We start from the raw sequence: 24,029 nt of genomic DNA, 5'->3' as shown, positions 1-24,029 counted from the left end.
CCATGGAAAAAAGCATGATAACCGAAAATGTTACAGCATCGCAACAGATGGATGCTAAAACACTATGTCAACAGCATATGCATCGTTATGTATGCGTATGGGTAAAGGATGGGACAATGTATGACGGAATAGTAGAGCATGTGGATGATGAAAAGATATACTTAGCCGTTCCTATGGGTGGAGAAGAAATGGAGAATGTTAATCTCCCCTATCCGCCCAACAATTGTGGATGCGGCTCCCGTGCTTATGGCGGCTATGCATCTTATCCTCCGTACCCTTATCCGTACCCTTACCCGGTCCCAGTACCCGCCTATGCGTATGGATTCCCATACGGACGTCGCCGCTTTAATCGCTTGATTCTGCCACTTGCTGCGTTGACAGCGATTAGTTTACTGCCTTACTACTAATCCGATCTTCTTCGTTACCTGACCATCGTTCTACTCTCTCCCGCCTACAGCCCTTGTACAGTATAAGTGGCTATATAGGCGTATCCATACATCATCACTAAGTAAGGCTGTTTCTTCCAGCATGAAGAAACAGCCTCTTTTTCACATCTACCGTCTCAATATGTTAATGAGCTATAACGCTTACAGCCTTTATCGAGGTTACAATGATTTATGAATGGAGACTGTATGGGTACAGTTTAGTGAAAAGAGGTATCCTGTTTATCTAAAAACCATGTTAACATCAAGCGTGTACAGAAACATAAGAAGGAATAAGCATATAAAGAGGATGTACTGAACAGGCAGGAGGATATCGTGAAAAAATATGTTTCGGTTTTATTAGATATAGAGCTTAAAATTCGCGAGGGACAATATAGATCTGGTTACAAGCTGCCATCGGTCCGTGATGCTTCGGAGCTATACAAGTGCAGCAAAAGCACAATTCTGCGAGCCTATGCTGAACTTGAAAGGAAGCATGCCATTTATTCCATACCGCAAAGCGGATACTATGTAGTGGAAAACCCCAGTGACGTACACCATAGCCATATTTCCGACTACGTTGATTTTGCTTCAGCATCCCCGGATTTAAATGTATTTCCATATCTAGATTTTCAGCATTGTCTAAATCAGGCTATTGACACTTACAAATATCATCTGTTCACATATGGGGATTCGCAAGGATTGGAAACATTGCGACATACGCTCGTCTCTCATTTGGCTGATACTCAGGTGTTTGCAAAAACAGATCGGATTATCGTTACTTCAGGTGTTCAACAAGCATTAGAAATACTCGCGAAAATGCCGTTTCCCAATGGCAAAGAAAAGATTTTGGTCGAGCAGCCCAGCTACGATATTTATTTGCGTTTTTTGGAGGAAGAGAGCATACCCGTCAATGCGATTGCACGGACAGCGGAAGGTCTAGATTTTTATGAGTTGGAGAACCAATTTAAGCAGGGTAACATCAAATTTTTTTATACCATGTCAAGGCATCATAATCCTCTTGGTATCTCATATAACACGGAAGAACGAAAAACGATAGCTGCCTTGGCTGCCAAATATGATGTGTACATCGTAGAAGATGACTATATGGCTGATTTGGGAGTTGATCATCTTGTTGATCCCATTTATGCATACGATCAGACAGAGCACACTATTTACTTGAAAAGCTTCTCAAAAATCATTTTCCCTGGCTTGCGATTAGGGGTTGCGGTACTGCCAGAAAACTTATTAAAGACGTTCAGTACCTATAAAAGATATGTTGACACATCCATTTTGTCTCAGGCAGCACTTGATATCTATATTAAAAATGGAATGTATGAACGCCATAAACACACGATATCCAAACTGTATTCGGAGCGCGTTCGTATTCTGAACAAGGCGGTGGAACGATACAATCAGTCCGGGTACATTCAAACTCCAGCTGTAACCTCAGGTGTTTATACGCAGTTTAAGCTGCCGAGGACGGTGAATTTGGAACGTTTGGTACACAGTCTTAACGCGAGAAGCATCCAAGTTGTAGCTGGCAAAGGTTTTTATTTATCAAGCTACAGGGAACAAGAAAAATTTTTGCGTATAAGTATTTCGCGTGCACAGCCGGATCTAATTGATAAAGGAGTTAAATCTATAATAGAGGAAGTTAGTAAGGGAAACTGGTATTAAGCCCCATTTTCCGTTATGATACATATAGAAACATAGGCATAACCAATCATGATTGGTTATGTTTCTGTTTGGTGTGGAAAATACATAACTTTGAATGCCGAGAGCAAGGACTGCTGATGTTTAATTGCTTATGATCGGCTCACTGCCAAAGGAGGGTTTTGAATGGACGATCTGTTTTTGAAAATTGTGGATGGAAGCATCCCCAGCAAAAAGGTGTTGGAAACCGACAATGTGCTCGCATTTCATGACATCCAACCTGCGGCGCCAGTACACGTGCTCATTATTCCAAAAAAATACATTCCTTCAATGAATGCTGTAACGGAGGAGGATCTTCCTCTTATCGCGGAGATACATCGTGTTGCGGTTGAGGTTGCGAAAAAGTTGGGAATCGCTGAGTCTGGTTATCGGTTGATTAACAACTGTGGACCGGATAGTGGACAAGCGGTAGGCCATCTGCATTATCACTTGCTGGGCGGCGCCAAATTAGGTGCCCTGACAGGTATTTCGGACTCGCATTCTTAAAAATGACAGAGCTAGTCTTTTCAGTAATGCGGAAGTGACGGGAAAAAAAGTTCCTTCTATGTACTCATTTTTTCTTATAGGTTGACACCTGGTTTCCGTTTCACCTATAATAAAATTTGATGAACCGTGTTATTGCTCTTGGACGGTCTGGTCGGAGGGAGGGAAAACTGGTGTCTGAAACTAAAGTTCGCAAAAACGAGACAATTGATGCTGCACTTCGTCGCTTTAAACGCTCCATTGCTAAGGATGGCGTATTGGCTGAGGTGAAGAAACGCAAGCATTATGAAAAGCCAAGCGTAAAGCGCAAGAAAAAGTCCGAGGCTGCTCGTAAGAGAAAGTTCTAGGAGGATCTAAGTAATCATGAATTTGAGCGAACGATTGAACGAAGATATGAAGCAAGCAATGAAGAGTAAGGACAAGTTCAAACTCTCCACCATTCGAATGGTTCGTTCTACGATTAAAAATCTTGAAATAGATTTGAAACGGAATTTGGACGACAACGAAGTGCTTGATATTCTGAGTCGTGAGATCAAACAGCGAAAAGATGCCCTCCATGAGTTTGAAAAAGCCGGTCGTGATGAACTTGCGACAAGCACTAAAGCAGAAATAGAGATCATCGCTCAGTACCTTCCTGAACAACTTTCTGAAGAAGAAATTAAAGTTATTGTACAGCAGACCATCCAGGAAACCGGTGCTTCTTCGAAAGCCGAGATGGGGAAAGTAATGACGGCCTTAATGCCTAAGGTAAAAGGTCGTGCTGACGGTAAGCTCGTGAACCAGGCGGTTCAGCAATTTCTGCAATAAACCCTGCGACAAACAGGAAAACACAACACCCTCTGTTTACAGAGGGTGTTATTTCTATATGTGTGATGCCTGCCATAAAAGAGAATGGTGGAAAACGCCTTCATGAAGGCGCTTCCTGTAATTGTGTGAAACGTGATGTCCATTAGGGGCGTAAAGTATTTGACAGGCGTCAGGATTAGCAATATACCCAATAATTTCACATTAAATCCTGAAAACTGTTTAGTTTGTCTAACAAAGTTTGGTATGCTGTAACAAGGAAAGATCGAAAGGGGGGAAAGAAATGCATAGAGAGCATCACCACTCCAGCCGCAAATTGGTCTTTTTAACGTTGTGGATTATGATATCCGTTCTGTTGTTACCCTTAGTTCATTCTGGATCAGCGGCGGCTCAAACAAAGGGCGGAGCTGTGTTTGTTATACCAGTTGATCAGGAAATTGAACAGGGTCTGGGCAAATTTATGGAGCGTGGATTTGCAGAAGCGGTTGATTCCAAAGCAGGTCTGATTTTACTGGATATTAACACTCCCGGCGGACGGGTAGATACAGCGGAGAAGCTGGGCAAACTGATTAAAGACAGTCCCATACCGACCGTAGCCTATATAAAGGGAGAAGCGGCCTCAGCGGGTAGCTATATTGCGTTGAGTGCTAACAAGATTGCTATGAAACCGGGGAGTATTATCGGAGCAGCAGCGTTAGTAGACGGCAGGGGGAATGCTATTACAGACCCAAAAACGATAGCTTGGTGGAAGAGCAGCATGGCATCTGCCGCAGAAGCTGGCGGGCGCAATCCCGATATTGCTAGAGGCATGGTCGACTCCAAATCGACTGTATCTATCCCGGAGATGAATTTTAATAAGGAAAATGGCCAGATCATTTCTTTAACCAGTGAGGAAGCGCTGAAATTGGGGTACGCGGATCACATCGCGTCTTCGGAACAAGAAGTTATCCAGTGGATGGGCTACAGTACAGATGATGTAATCCATGTGGAGCGCACATGGGCTGAAAAAGCAGCCGAGATATTGACCAACCCGATCGTGCAGACATTGCTTTTATTTGTTGGTATCGCGGGTGTAGTTATTGAACTGCTTGTACCTGGCTTTGGTGTACCGGGAATTTTAGGTGTACTTGGATTTGGTTTGTATTTCTTTGGTAATTATATCGCTGGCTTTGCAGGTTCGGAGACGTGGCTGTTGTTCATTATCGGTCTGGCACTGCTTATACTTGAAATGTTCATTCCAAGCTTTGGCATTCTGGGTATTTTGGGTTCCATCAGCCTTGTCGCGGGTGTAGTCCGTGCAGCATACAACATGCAGCATGCGTTTATATCTTTGGGGATTGCTTTTGCAGCGGCTGTTGCCGTGGTGGCGATCATCGCGGTTGTCTTTAAGGACCGAGGGATATGGAACCGTTTTATACTTCAGGAACGTTTAACGGCTGACCAAGGGTTTTCTTCGGTTGTGAATCGGGAAACGTTACTAGGTCAGAGGGGGGTCAGTCTGACCCCGTTACGTCCAGCTGGAACGGTGCTAATTGCTGACGAGCGAGTGGATGTCGTAACGAATGGGGAGTTTATCGCCCCGGATATGCCGATTATCGTATCCAAAGTAGAAGGCGGGCGAATTGTAGTCAAGGCAGACGCGAGCGTCTAGCGAGCTAACAACGAAGAATTAGATTAATGGAGGATGATGCGAGTGTTCGAATCGGGTATTGTCAGTATTTTGCTGATTGCCGTAGTAGTGATTATTGTATTGAGTGTGTTTTTTAGTTTCTTCCCGGTGATGCTGTGGATTTCGGCGCTGGCTTCGGGTGTGCGGATCGGTATCATTACGCTAGTAGCTATGCGGTTGCGGCGCGTCACACCAAGCCGAATTGTCAATCCCCTCATTAAGGCTACCAAAGCTGGTCTGGGCTTGAATATCAATCAGCTGGAAAGTCATTTTCTCGCAGGGGGGAATGTAGACCGAGTGATCAATGCGTTGATTGCCGCGCAGCGCGCTAACATTCCGCTTGAATTTGAACGTGCGGCTGCGATTGATCTTGCGGGACGGGATGTTCTGCAAGCGGTCCAAATGAGCGTTAATCCGCGTGTTATTGAGACGCCTATTGTTGCTGCGGTCGCCAAGGATGGTATCGAAGTGAAGGTTAAAGCTCGTGTTACGGTGCGTGCCAACATTGATCGACTCGTTGGTGGTGCAGGAGAAGAAACGATTATTGCTCGGGTTGGTGAAGGTATCGTAACAACGGTTGGTTCCAGTAACTCGCATAAAGACGTGCTGGAAAATCCAGATTCCATTTCGAGAACCGTACTATCCAAAGGTTTGGATGCAGGGACAGCATTTGAGATTCTGTCGATTGATATTGCAGATGTTGATGTAGGTAAAAATATCGGTGCCTTCCTGCAAACAGAGCAGGCGGAAGCAGACAAACGTATTGCGCAGGCAAAAGCCGAAGAGCGGCGTGCGATGGCTGTAGCGCAGGAGCAGGAAATGAAGGCGCGTGTTGTAGAAATGAGAGCACGCGTGGTGGAATCCGAATCCGAAGTGCCTCTGGCAATGGCTGAAGCGCTACGTAGCGGTAAACTTGGCGTCATGGACTATATGAATTTAAAAAATATTGAGGCAGATACGCAAATGCGTAGTTCCTTAGGCAAACCGAATGAGAACTCGGGGAATGATAACAAGAACCGGGATTAACTAACGGACGGGCCGATGAACTATAGCAGTTAGGCGGTGAGTAATGAATTTTATCAGCTGGATCTTTGACCATTTGTATATCTTGATCGTGATTGGCTTTGCACTGGTGTCCTTTTTGGGGAAAAGCATTCAAGGTGGAGATCGGAAATCTTCCCCGCGGCAAGGTATGCCTACCTTTGGTGGTGATCATGGTTCGCGCGGGTCCTCGACGTCGTCCAGACCTTTCACAACGGAACCTGAGATAGAGCGACGTCAGCAAGATGTTACTGGAGAGCTGCAACGTCAATTTCCTAATGAGCGACGGGCGGAGATGGAAGCTCGTCCTATAGAAGAAGTGGGAGACGGGCTGAAAAAGGAAGAACAGATGGACCAAGATTCATTAGATAACGGTACGACTTTAGAGGATCGGATTCGTATTATGGAAGAAGAGCGAAGGATGGTTTTAGCCCGACTCGATCGTATATCCAATGCGAGTGATTCGGAGGAAATTACAGATGGGCTAGAGCAAACTTCTCAAGAACGGGGTACCGTGAATGCAGCTGACCTACGCAGAGGTGTAATTTGGGCAGAGATATTAGGCCCTCCGCGTTCCAAGCGTTACATGGGTGGAGGAAGACGTTAAAATGATAGTGATCCGTCACGGCTTTGGCTGTGGCGGATCTTTTTTTTGCGATGTTTTTAGCAATACATAAACTTGCTAGAATAAAAAAAGACCTAACGACAAATGCTCAAATTACCTAACAACGAATGTGATGATCTTATATATGCTACATTTTTCTCACATTTACTGTCATCTAAAAAGACGGCATTTTGTCTAATTTAGAATCTCATTTGTGAAAATACTTATGTAAAAAATGATCAAATGTAACAATATGAACGAAGCCTTCCAAAAGTCGTTTTCATTTTTTCTTTTTTATATATAATGTTCTCAACGATAGAACTTATGAAAATTTACCCCATATTTAGCTAAAATTTGATTTATATCGAGGTGATGTCACAGGGTTATACAAAAAGTAAAAATTTATGTTTAGGAGGATGGGATGGATGGGGAATAGCTTGTTCAGAAAGAAGAACATTGATCAACTGATCGCTGCTACACGTGGGGAAAAAGCACTTAAAAGGGAATTGGGTGCGTTTGATTTAACAATGCTTGGGATTGGAGCCATTATCGGAACGGGAATTTTTGTTTTGACAGGTACGGGAGCAGTTACGGCTGGTCCGGGTTTGGTAATGTCTTTTGTGATTGCGGGGCTCGCTTGTTTGTTCGCAGCATTGGCTTATGCTGAGTTTGCTTCCACCGTTCCAGTATCCGGTTCTGTTTACACTTTTACATATGCTACGATGGGAGAGCTATTGGCTTTTATTATCGGATGGGATTTAATTTTGGAATATATGTTGGCTGCCAGCGCTGTTTCAGCAGGTTGGTCGGGTTATTTTGTATCCTTTTTGAAAGGAATTGGTCTTCATATCCCGGTTGAATTCACTGCTGCGCCAGGAGCTTTAAAAGACCAAACTACTTATTTTAACCTTCCAGCTTTTTTAATTTTGATGGCTATCACATTCTTGCTTTATTTTGGAATAAAAGAATCCAAACGAATTAACAACATCATGGTTATTGTAAAAATTGTTGTCGTTTTATTGTTTATTATTGTTGCTGTTAAATATGTGAAGCCAGACAACTGGACACCATTTATGCCGTTTGGGTTCAGTGGGGTGTTTGGAGCCGCAGCCCTTGTGTTTTTTGCTTTCATTGGCTTTGATGCTGTTTCATCAGCTGCTGAAGAAACCAAAAATCCAGCTCGTGATTTACCACGTGGCATTATTTTCTCGCTTGCTATTTGTACGCTTTTGTATGTGATCGTTAGCGCGATTATGACAGGTATTGTGCCGTTTATGCAATTTGAAGGTATCTCCCATCCGGTGTCATTAGTTTTGCAGGTTGCCGGTCAGAATTGGGTGGCGGGTATTGTGGATATCGGAGCCATCTTGGGGATGACAACGGTCATGCTGGTAATGTTATATGGTCAAACCCGTATTATGTTTGCGATGTCACGTGATGGCTTAGTACCTAAAGTATTGTCAAAGGTTCATTCCAAATATAAAACACCCTATATTAACACGTTGTTTTTTGGTACTTTATCTGCATTAATGGGTGGGTTGATCCCGCTGGATGAGTTAGCAAGCTTGGTGAACATTGGAACCTTATCAGCATTTATTCTGATTTCAGTCGCTGTCATAGTGATGAGAAAAACACAACCTGATTTGCCAAGAGCCTTCCGATGTCCTGGGGTTCCATTTATTCCTATTCTGGCTATCATTTCATGTGGGGTTCTTATTCTTAATCTGAATGGTCAAACGTTTATTCGTTTTATCATTTGGCTTGTTATTGGTATGGTTATTTACTTTTTATACTCCCGAAAAAACTCTCTTTTGAATCAGGATTCCGAAAACTAACCATTTCATACTGTGAAACTAAAAAGACAGCCTTGTTTTGATATGAAAACGAGGTTGTCTTTTTTTATGTGAATTTTTATAAAGCATGGTCTTTTTCCTCTTTAATATTGCAGTTGCTACGAATTGTAAGTTTAGCCTCATAAATGCGATGACTGGATCATAAAATGTACAGTACAGATATCTGTGACGCTGGTGTAACAGTGTCCAGTGATGATCGAGACATAGGATAAACCGAATAGTCATAACAAGCGATTAAAAAAGCAGCATAGCTGCTGTCGTAACAACGATGGAGTGCTAGTGGTAATAACAGAAGATTATAAAAAAAGCAGCATAGCTGCCATCAAAACAACTATTAGCCGTTGGATAACAGTTGTTCTGATGACAGGAAAGGAGATTTCGCCGTATGAGCCGGATGAGCCGCAAACTGCGAAAGTGGGCCAGCGAGACGTTGGAGCTTCCGCAGGATATTCTATTTGATCTGCCGCGGTTAACCCTCATCGGCAGCCGCCAGCTTTATGTAGAAAATCACCGGGGTGTGGTGGATTTTACACCAGACCAGCTCGTACTTGCACTTGCGCAAGGCAGGCTAAGAGTGTCAGGCCATGATCTAATCATTACGTCTATCCTGCCAGACCAGGTAAGTGTAGAGGGACATATTACGGATATTCAATTGGAAGGAACGGAGGAAGGCTCGTGAAACATCCCGCTTTAGCAAAGCTGCGTGGCACGGTTACCCTAGCTGTCGAGGGCGAAAGTGTGGAAGCTTTCATTAATTTACTCACTGATCACCATATACCTGTTTGGAACGTGCGGCCGATGGGTACTAGACTTGCAGAAATGAACCTTCTGCTGCCGCACGTCTTCCTGTTGCGTCCGCTTTTGAGAAGGACAGGCTGCAAAATGCATGTTCTCAAACGTCAAGGACTTCCTTTTACTGCTGTACGACTCGCCAAACGTAAATTTTTTCTCGCAGGACTGGCCTTGTTCTGGATAGGACTCCTGCTGATGTCATCGCTCATCTGGGACATTGAAGTGAAGGGGAATGACAAGCTCCCAACGGAAGCTGTTCTCAAAGCAGCCCGACAGGAGGGGCTTTATCCGTTTCAATGGAGTTTTCGCCTTTCCAGCCAGGACAAGCTTTCGCGCGCACTCATGCAGAAGCTTCCAGAGGCATCCTGGATCGGTGTGGAAAGGCAGGGAACCTTGGTGACAATTCAGGTCGTTGAAGCTTCACAGCCTACTCCCCCGCCGCTCTACAGTCCACGTCATCTCATCAGTAAGGCGGACGCGGTAGTCACTGAAATTTTTGCCGAGCAGGGACGTCCTGTTGTGCATAAAAATACACGGGTCAAAAAAGGAGCTATTCTCATTTCAGGAACGCTTGGAGATGAGGAGAATCAGCAACAGGTCGTAGCCAAAGGAGAGATTAAGGGGCTTGTGTGGCATGAATATGAAATTAGTAGTCCCATGGTACGACGCAGCAGCACATATACGGGGAATAGCCACGATCGCTTGTATCTGGTGCTAGGCAACCGTGCGATACAATTGTGGGGATATGGGAAAATACCTTATTCTACACATAAAACGACCGTTGAACTTGATCCGCTAACATGGCGTTCTTACAAACTTCCGATGGGTTGGATGAATGAAAGTGTGAGGGAGACCAAGATACAAGAGCAGAAGTTAACGGAAACAGAAGCCAAAATGTCAGGAATAGAAGGCGCACGCGCGGATATTTTAGCTAAATACGGCAAAGGAACGAAAATAATGAGCCAAAAAATTTTGCATGAGAAGAGAGAGAATGGTAAAGTTTATATGAAAGTACTTTTTGAAGTGGAACAGGATATTGCGGAAGAACTTCCGTTAGTTCATAACCAAGGAGAATGAGGCTATTTGGCAGAACAACAACGCAGCATACAAATTGCATTGAACAGTGCGGGAGAAGGTCAGGCGTTATTCGGCCCGCAGGATTCCTTTTTAAAATTGATCGAAGCAGCTATTCCTGCAAAAATAGCATCTCGTGAGGCGGAAATTAATGTTTTTGGAGATGCTCACGAAGTGGAAGTGCTCGAACAATTGTTCGATGTTTTGCTCCAGTTAATTCGTAATGGGTATATACTGACCGAAAGGGATGTCCATTATGCGATTGAGCTGGCAAAAGATCTGCGCGCCGATCAGTTGCTTGATTTGTTCAAGGGAGAAATTACGACAACGTTTCGGGGCAAACCGATTCGTGTCAAAACGATTGGACAGAAGCACTATGTAACCACGATTAAAAAACGCGATATTGTATTTGGGATTGGCCCAGCGGGTACTGGTAAAACCTATCTGGCTGTAGTGCTGGCCGTAGCTGCTCTAAAGGAAGGTTCAGTCAAGCGTATTGTACTGACCCGTCCTGCGGTAGAAGCTGGTGAAAACTTGGGCTTTTTGCCCGGGGATTTACAGGAAAAGGTTGATCCGTATTTACGCCCGTTGTATGATGCCCTATACGATGTGATGGGTCCTGAGCAGACGGCAAAAGCGTTGGAGCGCGGGTTGATAGAAATTGCGCCACTGGCTTATATGCGGGGTCGTACGCTGGATGACTCATTTATTATTTTGGATGAAGCCCAAAATACCACACCAGAACAAATGAAAATGTTTTTGACTCGACTTGGCTTCGGTTCCAAAATGGTTATTACCGGCGATGTTACACAAATTGATTTACCTCGTGGCAAAAAATCCGGTCTAATTGAAGCAAATGCGATTTTAAAAGGGATTGAGGAAATAGGCTTTGTCCAGTTTGCGGAAGAGGATGTTGTCCGTCATTCCCTGGTTCAAAAAATCATCGTCGCTTATGACCGTGTTGCTGAAAATCAAGCATAAGCCCTTGAGCACGAGTATAGTGGGTATGATCAGAAAACGAACAAAATGAGCAGCATAGCTGCCTTGAAAAAGATGATGGAGAGGGATTGTTTTAGATGACCTCGAAGGAATTATCTAAAGGAAAAACGTTCCAGCATAGAATGAATGGATGGAAGTATAGCGTGGCGACACGCTATCTTCTGTTTTTATTTTTGGTGGTTCTTTTTTATGTGGGTTTTGCGTCCAAGCTGCTTCCCGAACGCTATGACATCCGGGTGAATCAACCGAGTGAAAAGGAAATTGTCGCTCCAATGCAGCTTCCTAACAGTAAGGCGACTTTGAAGGCCCAAGAGGAATCTGCTGAGCGCGTGCAGCCCATGTATACCATTGTACCGATCCGCAACGATAACCTGATTACCGGTATTTTGGATCGAATTGAACGGCTCAATCAGGATGATCAGGTCTCCAGAGCAGATAAGATTTCGATTTATAAGGATGAGATTCCTCAACGTGCACGGGAATTCGTGCAAAATTTTGTGAACAACAGCCGTAATGCGGATGCCTACCCAGATAAATTGCTGGATGAGGTGCTGGAAAAAACGAAAGAGCAAACGTACCGAATTCCAGAGGAGACATACATCAAAATTCCGCGACTTACATCTGAGGATATTGCCGAAATGCGGCCCGTAGCCCGTGAGATTGTAACAGGATTGATGAATGATCAAATTACGGATGCCCAGACGGCTCGAGCCAAGGTAGCTGAACGGGTGAGTACAAGCTCTCTTACTAAACGTACCTCCCGGGAGGTTGTTCAGGAACTTGCAAGGCTTGTGATTACAGCCAACAAGTTTTATGATGATACAGCTACGAAGGACGCTAAAGTACAGGCTCGTGAAGATACACCGACAGTTTACATTAAACAGGGTGAAGTACTTGTTAAAAAGGGTGAGATTATTACCCAGGAAATCTATACACTGCTTGATGAGAATGAGCTGCTCAAGGATAAGATCAACTATTGGCCACAATTTGGCTTGCTGATGCTGTCTATGATGCTGGCATTGGGTCTGTTTATGTATATTCGTCAATTTCAATCACGAACACGAAACTTCAAGTATAATAATGCACAGTTGCTCATGCTGGTGTTAATCTTTGTGATTACAGTGGGAGCTATGCTGTTAATTTCTATACTGCAGACTAGTGAACGATCCTACCTCGGCTATCTGGCACCTATCGCACTTGGAGCTATGCTTGTAACGTTGTTGCTTGATATGTCGCTGGCATTCGTATGTGCCGTTATATTCAGTATATTGGCAAGTGTTATTTTGAATGTTCGTCAGGGACAAATTTTTGATTTTAATTTTGGTTTTTTTGCCCTTGTGGTCTGTCTGGCGTCGATTTTTTCTACCCACCGGGCCAGCCAGCGTTCAACGCTGTTCAAGGGATCTATTATGGTATGCCTGTTCGGGGCTCTGGCTGTTTTTTCTTTGGCGCTGATTGACCAAGGGAACTGGACTCAAACAACGACACTCTATGGGGTAGCCTTTGCTTTTGCAGGTGGTCTGGTTACAGCGATCCTTGTTATAGGGCTAATGCCATTTTTTGAATCCACCTTTGGCATCTTGTCGGCACTGAAGCTTGTCGAATTGTCAAATCCCAATCATCCATTGCTCCGCAAGCTACTTACCGAGACTCCCGGAACATATCATCATAGTGTAATGGTAGGTAATCTGTCGGAGGCCGCTGCGGAGGCTATAGGAGCAAATGGGTTGTTGTGCCGGGTTGGTTCGTATTATCATGACATTGGTAAAACCAAAAGGCCTTCGTACTTCATTGAAAATCAAAATGGGATGGAAAATCCGCATGATACAATAGAGCCCAAGCTTAGTAAATCCATCATTATAGCCCATGCCCGTGATGGTGTGGAAATGCAATTGGATTACAAGCTACCCAAGCCGATTCGTGATATAGCCGAACAACACCACGGAACGACATTTCTGCATTATTTTTACCATAAGGCATTGCGTGAGGCGGAAGAACGGGGGGTGGAGCCTGACTTCACAGAGGATGATTTCCGTTATCCGGGACCGAAGGCTCAGTCGAAAGAGGCTGCTGTAGTAGGAATTGCTGATAGTGTGGAAGCAGCAGTTCGATCCTTGCGAAAACCTACGGTGGAGCAGGTAGAATCCATGATTGAAAAAATAATTAAGAGCCGTCTTGATGATCACCAGTTTAACGACTGTGAACTGACCATGAGGGAGCTTGATATCGTGGCCCAAACGCTCAAGGAAACAGTAATGGGAATTTTTCATTCCCGTATTGAATATCCAGAGGAAAGACCTAAGCCCGAAAGTGGAAAAGCTTAATATTACTTGTGCATGAAGCACAGCTAAAGCATTAGAATTAAAAGGAGCGGTTGGCATGGGCCTTCAATTAGCTTGGAATAATGAACAAAACGATATGGTAATTAACGAATCGTTGATCACGCTGCTGAACACCTTATTAGAGGAGGCTGGCAAAGCGGAAGGGGTTATGGACGGTGAGGTTGCCCTTACTTTCGTGAATGATGATCAAATACATGAGTTGAACAGGGATTATCGCGGAATTGATCGTCCTACTGATGTGTTGTCTTTTGCTATGAAGGAAACACTAGATGAAGAGCTTGAAATAATTTACGAACCGACGGAAGAAAATCCTTTAAACGATGTACCGGATGTTCTAGGAGATATTATTATTTCTGTACAGACAGCCCAAGCTCAAAGCGAAGAATATGGACATTCGATTGAGCGTGAAATCGGTTTTTTGTTTGTTCACGGTTTTCTGCATCTGTTAGGCTATGATCATCAAGACGATGCAAGTGAAGCGGAAATGATGGGTAAGCAGGAAGCTGTGCTGGCTCAAGTGGGGTTGACACGGTAATGAGACGTCAGCCTTGGAGAATGACCTTTCGCTATGCCGCAGAAGGCGTGGTATACGCTCTGCGTACGCAAGTAAATATGCGGATACATGCGGTCGTGGCGCTCCTTGTCATTGTGGCAGGGTTAACTCTGCGCATCTCCCGGCTCGACTGGTTATTCGTGTGCATGGCCATTGCCATAGTCATGGTAGCCGAACTGATCAACACCGCTGTTGAAGCAGCGGTGGATCTAATCTCACCTGATATTCATCCGCTGGCCAAAGCGGCTAAAGACACCGCCGCCGGAGCCGTGCTCCTGGCAGCGGTTTTTGCTGTAATTATTGGCATATTTGTATTTTATAGACCTTTGTTGACGTTAATGAGTCAGCTGCTTTAATGAAAAAAACAAAAATAAAAATTAGGTGCTTAATCGCGCTGGAGGAAATAAAAAAAATGGCTAAGAAACAGTTTAAATCCGGCTTTGTCGCAATTGTTGGCAGACCCAATGTCGGAAAATCAACATTGATGAACCATGTCATTGGGCAGAAGATTGCCATCATGTCAGACAAACCCCAAACGACACGGAATAAAATTCACGGTGTATACACCACAGAGGACACACAAATTGTATTTTTGGATACACCGGGGATTCACAAGCGCCAGTCAAAACTGGGCGATTATATGAATCAGACCGCTTTTAATACATTGGGTGAGGTAGAAGCGGTACTTTTTCTTATTGACGCTGCTGAAGGTTTGGGCGGAGGCGACCGTTTTATTGCGGAACAGCTTAAACAAGTCAAAACACCAGTTATATTGGTGTTGAATAAAATTGACCGCATTGAGCCGGAGGCATTGTTGCCCCTGATTGAGCAGTATCGCAAGTTGTATGACTTTGCGGAAATTGTGCCGATCTCGGCCAAAATGGGCAATAATGTAAACACTCTGTTGGACCAGATTCAAAAATACTTGCCAGAAGGTCCGCAATATTATCCTGATGACCAAATTACCGACCATCCAGAGCAGTTTGTCATTGCCGAGCTGGTTCGGGAAAAGATTTTGCACATGACACGTGAGGAAGTACCCCATTCTATTGCGGTTATGATTGAAGACATGAAAGTACAGGATAATGGTGTAGTGCATATTATGGCGGTTATTTTTGTAGAGCGTGATTCCCAGAAGGGGATCATTATCGGCAAACAGGGAGCCATGCTCAAAGAGGTGGGCAAACAAGCTCGCCAGGATATCCAAAATTTGCTAGGATCCAAAATTTTCTTGGAACTTTGGGTTAAAGTCAAAAAAGACTGGCGTAACCAGGAACGTGTCCTTCGTGATCTGGGCTTCCATCGCGACGCTTAAAAGCAGATATCGATATCTACCATCACTTTGGTCATCAAAGGTCTATTGAGGCTAAGATTGATGTTAAATAATATGTATAGTTGTTGTAAGTATCATAAAAAAGCCGTCTCGACCTCTACGAGCGCCGCGCATAAGCGGCGCTTAACTTCTTGCTCTTACCCTTTCTTCCAGCGATGAAATAAGGAGTGCTTTTTAAAAGAGTTATTGTAACTGTATGCACGTTGTAGCGGAGCGAAGAATTTGAATCTGAAGAAGCGTCAGCGTTCGTAAGATCAAATCATTCGCGAAGCGGTGTCCAGACCGTACACAGTAGCCTTTTTCAACGTAATCCATTAATTTCATCGCATACTTCTTCCCTCTTCGCATCATCCTATTTTTGAGATGCAGACGTCATTTCCGAAGAAAGGATGAATACGAATGCGAGATTTTTCGTGGAAGTATTTTGCGATGACTGGAGATGTCGGTGCGTATCTGTTATACAGGGAGAGCGCCGTGACAAGGGAGCAAGACAGGGATGAAGGAGAGTCGGACGAGCATGAAGAAGCCCGTGAATAGAGCGAACCACTGGCTTCTTCGCGAATGTTTGGGGGAAGAAGCATGCTTTACAGGATGGAAGGAATCGTCATCCGCAGCATGGATTACGGTGAGGGGAACAAAATTATTACGCTTTGCACCGAAAGCGGAGGCAAAGTAGGTGTGCTGGTCAGAGGCGCGAAAAAATCCAAAAGCCGTCATGCTGCTTTAACGCAGCCGTTTACGTACGGTGAATTTGTTTTTTTTCGTAACACAGGCTTAGGCACACTGAATGCCGGTGAAATTATCCAATCCCACCATACACTGCGCGAGGATATTACAAAGGCTGCTTATGCTTCCTATGCTTGTGAACTGCTTGATCGGGTATTACAGGATGAGGAAACAGGTGCATTTTGGTTTAAGCAGCTCAAAGCCTGTTTGGAGGCATTGAAGAGTGGCAAGGATCCGCTGATCGTCATGAGTATTTATGAATTTAAAATATTGCAGGCGGCCGGATATGCACCTCAGCTTGATGCTTGTATTTCAAGCGGTCAACAATGTGCTGATGAGGATATGTTTATCAGTCCGAGGTTAGGTGGGGTTTTGTGTCGGGGCTACAAGCATTTTGATCCAGCTGCGTTGAGTGTTGCTCCACGTACGTTGAAGCTGCTGCGCTTGTTCGCCCAAATGGATCTAAATCGACTCGGCAATATCGACGTGAAGGACTCCACCAAGCTGGAGATCAAACATGTCATGCGTCAGTTCATGGATATGCAGTTGGAGGTTAAGCTGAAATCCCGTAATTTCCTGGATCAGCTTGATAAGTACGATATGTGAAATACGGTGTTCTCTTGACTGTATCCCTGAAAACGTGTAATATCCTACTATATATCTCCTTTGGGAGCAGATGCATTGAACGAGAAAGTAACGAGACGTATTCTCTGTAGTTAGCGAGTTGGGGACGGTGTAAGCCCAGTGGGAATTGTTCGTGAACATGGCACTCTGGAGCGTCTGAATGGACACGGAAAAGAGGATTACGATCTGACTGGTGATGTAGGATCGCAATCAAGTAGGGTGGAACCGCGGGAGTCAGCTCTCGTCCCTACGTCTGTACAGGCGTAGAGGCGGGGGCTTTTTGCTGTCTCTAGCAAGGCTTATGGGATAAATTAGCCCTGTACATATGAGCTTAATGTTTAGAAATCACCAACATTTTAGGGAATTGGAAAGGAAGCGTGTGCCCATGAATTTTCAGCAGATGATTTTAACGCTGCAACAATTTTGGTCTGAACACAACTGTATTATTGTACAGCCTTATGATACGGAAAAAGGGGCAGGTACGATGAACCCGATGACGTATTTACGTTCAATTGGACCTGAGCCGTGGAACGTAGCTTACGTTGAGCCTTCTCGCCGTCCGTCTGACGGACGTTATGGTGAGAACCCGAACCGCCTGTATCAGCATCATCAGTTTCAAGTGGTTTTGAAGCCTTCACCTGATAATATTCAGGAATTGTATTTGGAGAGTTTGAACCGTTTGGGGATTAACCCACTGGAGCATGATATTCGTTTCGTGGAAGACAACTGGGAAGCACCGACGCTGGGAGCCTGGGGGTTAGGTTGGGAAGTATGGCTGGACGGTATGGAAATTACCCAATTCACCTACTTCCAGCAAGTGGGTGGTATTGATGCCAGTCCGGTTGCGGTTGAAATTACCTACGGTATGGAGCGTCTTGCTTCCTACATCCAGGACAAGGAAAATGTGTTCGATTTGGAATGGGTCAATGGAATCTCGTACGGTGATGTTTTCCATCAACCAGAATTCGAACATTCCAAGTATACGTTTGAAGTATCTGATGTCAAAATGCTATTTACTCTTTTTAATATGTATGAAGAAGAGGCGAATAAAGCGATGGCGCAGCATCTTGTATTCCCAGCCTATGATTATGTGCTGAAATGTTCTCACACGTTCAACTTGCTGGACGCTCGCGGAGCAATCAGTGTAACGGAACGGACTGGCTTTATTATACGAGTACGCAATTTGGCGCGCCAGGTCGCTGCGACCTATCTAGAGGAGCGCGAGAAGCTGGGCTTCCCGCTGTTGAAGAAAGGAGGTGCGGCAAATGTCTAAGGATTTATTGTTTGAAATCGGGCTGGAAGAAGTGCCTGCACGGTTTATCCCGAATGCGATTCAGCAGTTGAAGGAACGTATGACAGCGTGGCTCGACAGCTCGCGTATTGCTTACAGTGCTGTAGAGGCTTATGCTACACCTCGTCGTTTGGCAGTACTTGTTAAGGAAGTGGCAGAGAAGCAAGAAGATATTAACGAAGAAGTTAAAGGACCTTCCCGCAAAATCGCACTTGATGAAGCCGGTAACTGGAGTAAGGCTGCTCTAGGCTTTGCTCGTAGCCAAGGTGTTGATCCTGAACAGTTTACGTTCAAAGAACTTGGAGGCGTGGAATATATTTACGCGACCAAGAGCAGCATAGGTGTACCAACGGCAGATGTGCTGTCCGAAGGTTTACTACACATTTTACATGCCATGACATTCCCTAAATTTATGCGCTGGGCGAGTTATGACTTTAAATTTGTTCGTCCAATCCGCTGGTTGGTAGCCTTGTTTGGCAACGATATTGTTAATTTGGAGATTGCTGGCGTACAGTCAGGGAATGTGACAAGAGGACATCGTTTCCTTGGACAGGAGGCCGTTGTAGAAAGCCCGGCGGACTATGTCGAAGTACTTCGCAAGCAGCATGTCATTGTGGACATTGAGGAACGTCAGTCGCTTATTGTGAAGCAGATTGAAGCACTTGCAGCCGAAAAAGACTGGACGATTGCGGTCAAGGACGATTTGCTGGAAGAAGTGCTGTATCTGGTGGAAACTCCAACAGTGCTGTTCGGAGGCTTTGACCCTGCGTTCCTGAACATTCCGAAGGATGTATTGATTACTTCCATGCGTGAACATCAACGCTATTTCCCAGTGCTGGATCGCACAGGAAAGCTGCTGCCATACTTTGTTACGGTACGTAATGGTGGCAGTCAATCGCTGGAAGTCATTGCAAAAGGAAACGAAAAAGTATTGCGTGCGCGGCTGTCTGATGCCAAATTCTTCTATGAAGAAGATCAGAAGCTGGAAATTAAGGATGCACTCTCCAAGCTGGAAAGCATCGTTTTCCACGAAGAGCTGGGAACGGTTGGAGACAAAGTGCGCCGGATTCGCCGCATTGCCGATGCTCTGGCAGAGAAGCTACGTGTTTCCCAAGATACACAGGAATCGGTTAGCCGAGCAGCAGATATTTGTAAATTTGACCTTGTAACACAAATGGTCTATGAATTTCCGGAACTGCAAGGGGTTATGGGCGAAGATTATGCTCGTAAGGCTGGAGAGAAGGAAGAAGTGGCAAGAGCGGTGTTTGAGCATTACCAGCCGCGATTCGCAGGTGAAACGGTTCCTTCAACGAACGCTGGAGCGATTGTAAGTATCGCAGACAAGATAGATACCATTACAGGCTGCTTCTCCATCGGCATTATTCCGACAGGTTCACAGGACCCTTACGCGCTTCGTCGCCAGGCAGCGGGTATCGTGCAGATCCTGTTAGATCGTAAGCTTTCGGCTACGTTGTCTGATGTGTTCAATATCGCGCTTGATGTGCACAGCAACTTTGGAAATATGAAACGTTCCGCAGATGAAATACGTAAAGAATTACATGAGTTTTTCGGATTACGCGTGAAGAAACTATTGTCCGAGACACTTCGTTATGACGTTGTGGATGCTGTGCTTTCAGCTGGATATGACGATGTTGCTTCCGTTGTTAACCGCGGAGCTGCGTTAATGACTGCTGTACAAACAGGGGATGCCTTCAAGGCAACAGTCGAGTCTTTTAATCGCGTAGGTAATTTGGCTGCTAAAGCAGTTCATAAGTCAGTGAATACGGGTGAATTTACGGAACAGGGCGAGAAAAACCTATATGAAGCATGGTATGGCGCCTATGAGTCTTATTGTACAGCTTTACAGGAAGGTGATGCGACACAAGCATTGACGCTTGCTTCATCCATTACTCCTGCGGTGACGGCGTTCTTTGATTCCGTTATGGTTATGGCTGAGGATGATGCTGTACGTAATAATCGTTTGGCATTGCTGGCTGCTATTGACTCAGAATTGAAGCGTTTTGCTGATTTTTCCAAGCTTGTAGTTTAAACGTCGGTTGTGGTAGTATGAACAACTTGAAAAAATGGGTATAAATATACGGAACGGTGTAAGAGTGATCTTGCAGCCGTTCCGTATTTTACTCGAATGCGGATGCGAGATGGGGGATGTTCATGGGAGGGTCCGGAAATTTCCCGGATATACGGATCGTTGTTGACGGGGACGCTTGTCCGGTTAAAAGTGAAATAGCAGAGACAGCTTCCCGTTTTCATATTGACGTTATTATGGTATCTTCATATGATCATCTCATTCAGGGCAGCAAAGGCGTAAGCGTTGTTAAAGTAGACCGAAGCGACCAGAGTGCCGATCTCTATATTGCCAATCATATCCGCTGCGGAGATATTGTAACAACCAACGACTATGGTCTTGCTGCACTTGCCTTGGCAAAAGGGTGTGAAGTGATGTCTTTTCGCGGAACGATGTATCGAAACGATTCGATAGACTTCATGCTGGACCGACGCCACACTTCTGCCAAAGAACGGAAAAAAGGACGTTATGGAAAAGGTCCTAAACCGTTTACATTAGAGGATCGTGAAGTTTTTCAACATAAACTGACAAAACTTTTACTTCGCTTGCAGGAGAATGAATAACGGTATCGAATTATATTTACGTGCTAAAGAGATGAAGGTGGTTAATATGAGTGCCGGACAAGGTAACATACCGGACGATATCATCGAGTCAGTTTTACAACATCATGATATTGTAGATACGGTAAGCAAGTACGTGCATTTGACCAAACAGGGGAAATATATGAAAGGCCTCTGTCCTTTTCATTCCGAAAAAACCCCTTCATTCACCGTGACACCGGATCGTCAGATTTTTTACTGCTACGGCTGCGGCGCGGGAGGCAATGCCATCAAGTTCATGATGGAAATCGAAGGACTATCCTTTCCCGAAGCTGTCAGGACAATGGCAGAAGAAAGTCATATTCCGCTCGGCGAATGGCAGGGACGTGATTCATCGCATCAGCATCCTGAGTTGGACAGGCTGTTGCAAGCGTATGAACTAACATCTAAGATGTACCATTTTTTGCTTAAAAATACGGAGCACGGCAAACCAGCCATGGAATATTTGCGTTCACGGGGATTCAGTGACAAGATCATTGACCAATTCCAAATTGGCTATGCACCCAACCGATGGGATACGATCGTTCAGTTTCTTGAGAAGCGTTCTTTTGATCCTGTCGAGATGGAGAAGGGAGGGCTTATTTCTCCCCGACATGAGGGTGACGGATATGTAGATCGATTCAGAGATCGTATCATGTTTCCCATTTGGAATCGAAACGGAAAAGTTATTGCCTTTGCGGGCCGTATACTTGGCGAGGGGCAGCCGAAGTATTTGAACTCACCGGAGACCAAGCTATTTAACAAAAGCCGAACGCTGTACAATCTCCATCATGCTAAAACCTCAATTCGCAAGCTTCGTCAAAGTGTTCTTTTTGAAGGTTATGGCGATGTCATCTCGGCATGGGAAGCTGGCGTACAAAATGGAGTGGCCGCCATGGGGACTGCTCTAACGGAGCATCATGCTACGATGTTAAAGGGACTGTGCGACGAGGTTATTATTTGTTATGATGGTGACCGGGCAGGACAAGCGGCAGCGCTTAAAAATTTTCCGCTGTTGGAAAATGCGGGACTTCACGTAAAAGTAGCGTTGGTCAGCGACGGTATGGACCCGGATGATTTTATCCGGCAATACGGCGCCGAACGATTTCAGCGCCAAATTATCGAAAGTGCTGTTTCAACGGTGAAATTTAAGCTTATATATCTGAAAAAAAACCATATACTGCAAGAGGAAGAAGGAAGAATCGCGTATTCCCGCGAAGCATTAAATGTCATTGCACCTCTGTCATCCCCGACTGAGCGGGAAGTGTATCTGCGCGAAGTTTCAGCCGAAGTCAAGGTTGATTTTGAAACCTTAAAGCAAGAATGCAATTTACTCCGCCAAACCCTGCAAAAAAAACAGAACTTTGGGGATAATAACGAAAATGGGTGGAATAATGGTAGGCATAAAAAAGGGCAGGTTTCTACGCCCAATCTGTTGCCGGCTTACCATGTGGCTGAACGTAGGCTGCTTCACTGGATGATGCAGGATTTAGAAGCTGCAGAGTATGTAGAGAAGCATCTGGGGGACGCCTTTAATATTGAGGATCATGCAGCAATTGCTGCTTATCTATATGCCTATTACGCGCAAGGGAAGTTACCGGATACAAGCCGTTTTATTTCATCTTTGCAAGACGACCGACTGGAGAAGAACGTAAGTTCGATCATGATGATGGATGCTCCAGGCGTATGGGCACCGCACATTTTGGATGATTATATTCGTCAAGTGCGAAAATTTCCATTGCAGGAGCAACTGGATTTGAAAAGGGAAGAAATGAGAACCGCTGAGCGCTTAGGTGATTTTTTGCGTGCAGCACAAATTGCAAGTGAGATTATAGCCCTAGAGAGACAATGAACACACAGAGGTCGGATGTTTCTAGGAGGAGGGAGTCGAAAGATGGCGAATGATCAGCATACTGAACTGGAGACGGAATTAACACTGGATCAGGTCAAAGATCAACTGATTGAGTTGGGTAAAAAAAGTTCCTCTCTGAACTACAAAGATATCATGGAAAAACTGTCGCCGTTTGATCAGGACCCCGAGCAAATGGATGAGTTTTATGAGCAGCTGGGTGACTTGGGGATTGAGGTTGTAAATGACAACGACGAAGAAGTTACCAGATTGCGTCAAAATGACGACCCGGAAAACAATGACGGGGATGATTTTAATTTCGATGACGATCTGAGCCTGCCTCCCGGTATTAAAATTAATGACCCAGTCCGGATGTACTTGAAGGAAATCGGTCGTGTACCGCTGCTTTCTGCTGATGATGAGGTGGAGCTTGCCAAACGGATCAATAACGGCGATGAAGAAGCTAAGCGTCGGTTGGCTGAAGCTAACTTGCGCCTGGTTGTAAGTATTGCCAAACGTTATGTTGGTCGTGGCATGCTTTTCCTAGATCTAATTCAAGAAGGTAATATGGGTTTGATTAAGGCAGTAGAAAAATTTGATTACGAAAAAGGCTTTAAATTCAGTACGTACGCAACCTGGTGGATTCGTCAGGCGATTACACGCGCAATTGCCGATCAGGCTAGAACGATCCGTATTCCGGTGCATATGGTGGAAACGATCAACAAGCTAATTCGTGTATCGCGTCAACTGTTGCAAGAGCTGGGGCGCGAACCTACGCCGGAAGAAGTGGCTGCCGAGATGGAGCTAAGCGTGGAAAAAGTACGGGAAATCATGAAAATTGCCCAAGAACCGGTTTCATTGGAAACACCAATTGGTGAAGAGGATGACTCACATCTGGGGGATTTCATTGAGGATCAGGAAGCATTGGCGCCTGCAGACGCAGCTGCCTATGAGCTTCTGAAGGAACAACTCGAGGATGTACTGGATACGTTGACCGAACGGGAAGAGAATGTTTTGCGTCTCCGTTTTGGTTTGGACGACGGAAGAACCAGAACTCTTGAAGAAGTGGGTAAAGTGTTCGGTGTTACACGTGAACGTATTCGTCAGATTGAGGCCAAAGCGCTGCGTAAGTTGCGCCATCCAAGCCGCAGTAAGCGACTGAAGGATTTCCTCGAATAGAAGCGTAACAT

General features: G+C 44.9%; 24 protein-coding genes. All 24 read left to right on the top strand.

Annotated features, from left to right (window positions below; genetic code table 11):
• The first annotated feature begins 2 nt into the window (after window positions 1–2).
• Complete coding sequence (locus HFD99_RS03185) at window positions 3–407, top strand: hypothetical protein (RefSeq protein WP_017428162.1); 405 nt, start codon at window positions 3–5, stop codon at window positions 405–407.
• Window positions 408–758: 351 nt separating this feature from the next.
• The gene (locus tag HFD99_RS03180; protein ID WP_038978045.1) at window positions 759–2,102 is read left to right on the top strand and encodes an aminotransferase-like domain-containing protein; all 1,344 of its coding nucleotides are present in this window, start codon (window positions 759–761) and stop codon (window positions 2,100–2,102) included.
• A 162-nt stretch (window positions 2,103–2,264) separates the two neighbouring features.
• Window positions 2,265–2,624: a histidine triad nucleotide-binding protein gene (locus tag HFD99_RS03175; RefSeq protein WP_013372152.1), complete on the top strand. Its 360-nt coding sequence runs from the start codon at window positions 2,265–2,267 to the stop codon at window positions 2,622–2,624.
• A 170-nt stretch (window positions 2,625–2,794) separates the two neighbouring features.
• Window positions 2,795–2,968, top strand: a complete 174-nt coding sequence (gene rpsU, locus HFD99_RS03170) for a 30S ribosomal protein S21 (RefSeq protein WP_005547957.1) — start codon at window positions 2,795–2,797, stop codon at window positions 2,966–2,968.
• Between the two features lie 16 nt (window positions 2,969–2,984).
• Window positions 2,985–3,428 carry a GatB/YqeY domain-containing protein gene (locus HFD99_RS03165; protein WP_013372151.1) on the top strand — a complete coding sequence of 148 codons (444 nt, stop codon included), beginning with the start codon at window positions 2,985–2,987 and terminating at the stop codon, window positions 3,426–3,428.
• Window positions 3,429–3,708: 280 nt separating this feature from the next.
• On the top strand, window positions 3,709–5,076 hold the full coding sequence (locus HFD99_RS03160; protein ID WP_031461801.1) for an NfeD family protein: 1,368 nt from the start codon (window positions 3,709–3,711) through the stop codon (window positions 5,074–5,076).
• 42 nt (window positions 5,077–5,118) lie between these two features.
• On the top strand, window positions 5,119–6,120 hold the full coding sequence (gene floA, locus HFD99_RS03155) for a flotillin-like protein FloA (RefSeq protein WP_016821594.1): 1,002 nt from the start codon (window positions 5,119–5,121) through the stop codon (window positions 6,118–6,120).
• 43 nt (window positions 6,121–6,163) lie between these two features.
• A complete protein-coding gene (locus HFD99_RS03150) occupies window positions 6,164–6,742 on the top strand; it encodes a hypothetical protein (RefSeq protein WP_031461799.1) in 579 nt (192 codons plus the stop codon).
• Window positions 6,743–7,164: 422 nt separating this feature from the next.
• Window positions 7,165–8,574 (top strand): amino acid permease, encoded by a 1,410-nt coding sequence (locus HFD99_RS03145; RefSeq protein ID WP_017428159.1) that lies wholly within the window; start codon window positions 7,165–7,167, stop codon window positions 8,572–8,574.
• A gap of 403 nt (window positions 8,575–8,977) precedes the next feature.
• Window positions 8,978–9,271 (top strand): sporulation protein YqfC, encoded by a 294-nt coding sequence (gene yqfC / locus HFD99_RS03140; protein WP_016821590.1) that lies wholly within the window; start codon window positions 8,978–8,980, stop codon window positions 9,269–9,271.
• A complete protein-coding gene (yqfD, locus tag HFD99_RS03135) occupies window positions 9,268–10,461 on the top strand; it encodes a sporulation protein YqfD (protein ID WP_167440803.1) in 1,194 nt (397 codons plus the stop codon). The genes yqfC and yqfD overlap by 4 nt, the downstream gene beginning before the upstream one ends.
• A gap of 6 nt (window positions 10,462–10,467) precedes the next feature.
• Window positions 10,468–11,439, top strand: coding sequence for a PhoH family protein (locus HFD99_RS03130; RefSeq protein WP_016821588.1), 972 nt, complete (start codon window positions 10,468–10,470; stop codon window positions 11,437–11,439).
• A gap of 95 nt (window positions 11,440–11,534) precedes the next feature.
• Complete coding sequence (locus HFD99_RS03125) at window positions 11,535–13,781, top strand: HD family phosphohydrolase (protein WP_123797407.1); 2,247 nt, start codon at window positions 11,535–11,537, stop codon at window positions 13,779–13,781.
• Window positions 13,782–13,836: 55 nt separating this feature from the next.
• Window positions 13,837–14,334 (top strand): rRNA maturation RNase YbeY, encoded by a 498-nt coding sequence (ybeY, locus tag HFD99_RS03120; RefSeq protein WP_016821586.1) that lies wholly within the window; start codon window positions 13,837–13,839, stop codon window positions 14,332–14,334.
• Window positions 14,334–14,708: a diacylglycerol kinase family protein gene (locus HFD99_RS03115; protein WP_016821585.1), complete on the top strand. Its 375-nt coding sequence runs from the start codon at window positions 14,334–14,336 to the stop codon at window positions 14,706–14,708. Before ybeY ends, HFD99_RS03115 begins: the two co-directional genes overlap by 1 nt.
• A 56-nt stretch (window positions 14,709–14,764) precedes the next feature.
• A complete protein-coding gene (gene era, locus HFD99_RS03110) occupies window positions 14,765–15,667 on the top strand; it encodes a GTPase Era (RefSeq protein WP_016821584.1) in 903 nt (300 codons plus the stop codon).
• A gap of 417 nt (window positions 15,668–16,084) precedes the next feature.
• Window positions 16,085–16,222, top strand: a complete 138-nt coding sequence (locus HFD99_RS03105; protein WP_090889398.1) for a YqzL family protein — start codon at window positions 16,085–16,087, stop codon at window positions 16,220–16,222.
• A 42-nt stretch (window positions 16,223–16,264) separates the two neighbouring features.
• A complete protein-coding gene (gene recO / locus HFD99_RS03100) occupies window positions 16,265–17,017 on the top strand; it encodes a DNA repair protein RecO (RefSeq protein ID WP_123797406.1) in 753 nt (250 codons plus the stop codon).
• A gap of 138 nt (window positions 17,018–17,155) precedes the next feature.
• Entirely contained in the window at window positions 17,156–17,302 is a 147-nt protein-coding gene (locus HFD99_RS03095; protein ID WP_155399770.1) for a hypothetical protein, read from the top strand.
• A 118-nt stretch (window positions 17,303–17,420) separates the two neighbouring features.
• Window positions 17,421–18,308, top strand: a complete 888-nt coding sequence (gene glyQ / locus HFD99_RS03090; protein WP_016821582.1) for a glycine--tRNA ligase subunit alpha — start codon at window positions 17,421–17,423, stop codon at window positions 18,306–18,308.
• The gene (gene glyS / locus HFD99_RS03085) at window positions 18,301–20,376 is read left to right on the top strand and encodes a glycine--tRNA ligase subunit beta (RefSeq protein WP_016821581.1); all 2,076 of its coding nucleotides are present in this window, start codon (window positions 18,301–18,303) and stop codon (window positions 20,374–20,376) included. The genes glyQ and glyS overlap by 8 nt, the downstream gene beginning before the upstream one ends.
• 122 nt (window positions 20,377–20,498) lie before the next feature.
• On the top strand, window positions 20,499–20,975 hold the full coding sequence (locus HFD99_RS03080; protein ID WP_016821580.1) for a YaiI/YqxD family protein: 477 nt from the start codon (window positions 20,499–20,501) through the stop codon (window positions 20,973–20,975).
• Window positions 20,968–22,842, top strand: a complete 1,875-nt coding sequence (dnaG, locus tag HFD99_RS03075; RefSeq protein ID WP_017428152.1) for a DNA primase — start codon at window positions 20,968–20,970, stop codon at window positions 22,840–22,842. The genes HFD99_RS03080 and dnaG overlap by 8 nt, the downstream gene beginning before the upstream one ends.
• A gap of 42 nt (window positions 22,843–22,884) precedes the next feature.
• Window positions 22,885–24,018, top strand: coding sequence for an RNA polymerase sigma factor RpoD (gene rpoD / locus HFD99_RS03070; protein WP_007431230.1), 1,134 nt, complete (start codon window positions 22,885–22,887; stop codon window positions 24,016–24,018).
• Window positions 24,019–24,029 lie beyond the last annotated feature (11 nt).

The sequence above is a fragment of the Paenibacillus sp. EKM301P genome, from assembly GCF_011800295.1.
GTDB lineage: Bacteria > Bacillota > Bacilli > Paenibacillales > Paenibacillaceae > Paenibacillus > Paenibacillus polymyxa.
The sequence above is the reverse complement of the archived record's forward strand: the minus strand, read 5'-3'. Positions and strand labels throughout refer to the sequence as shown.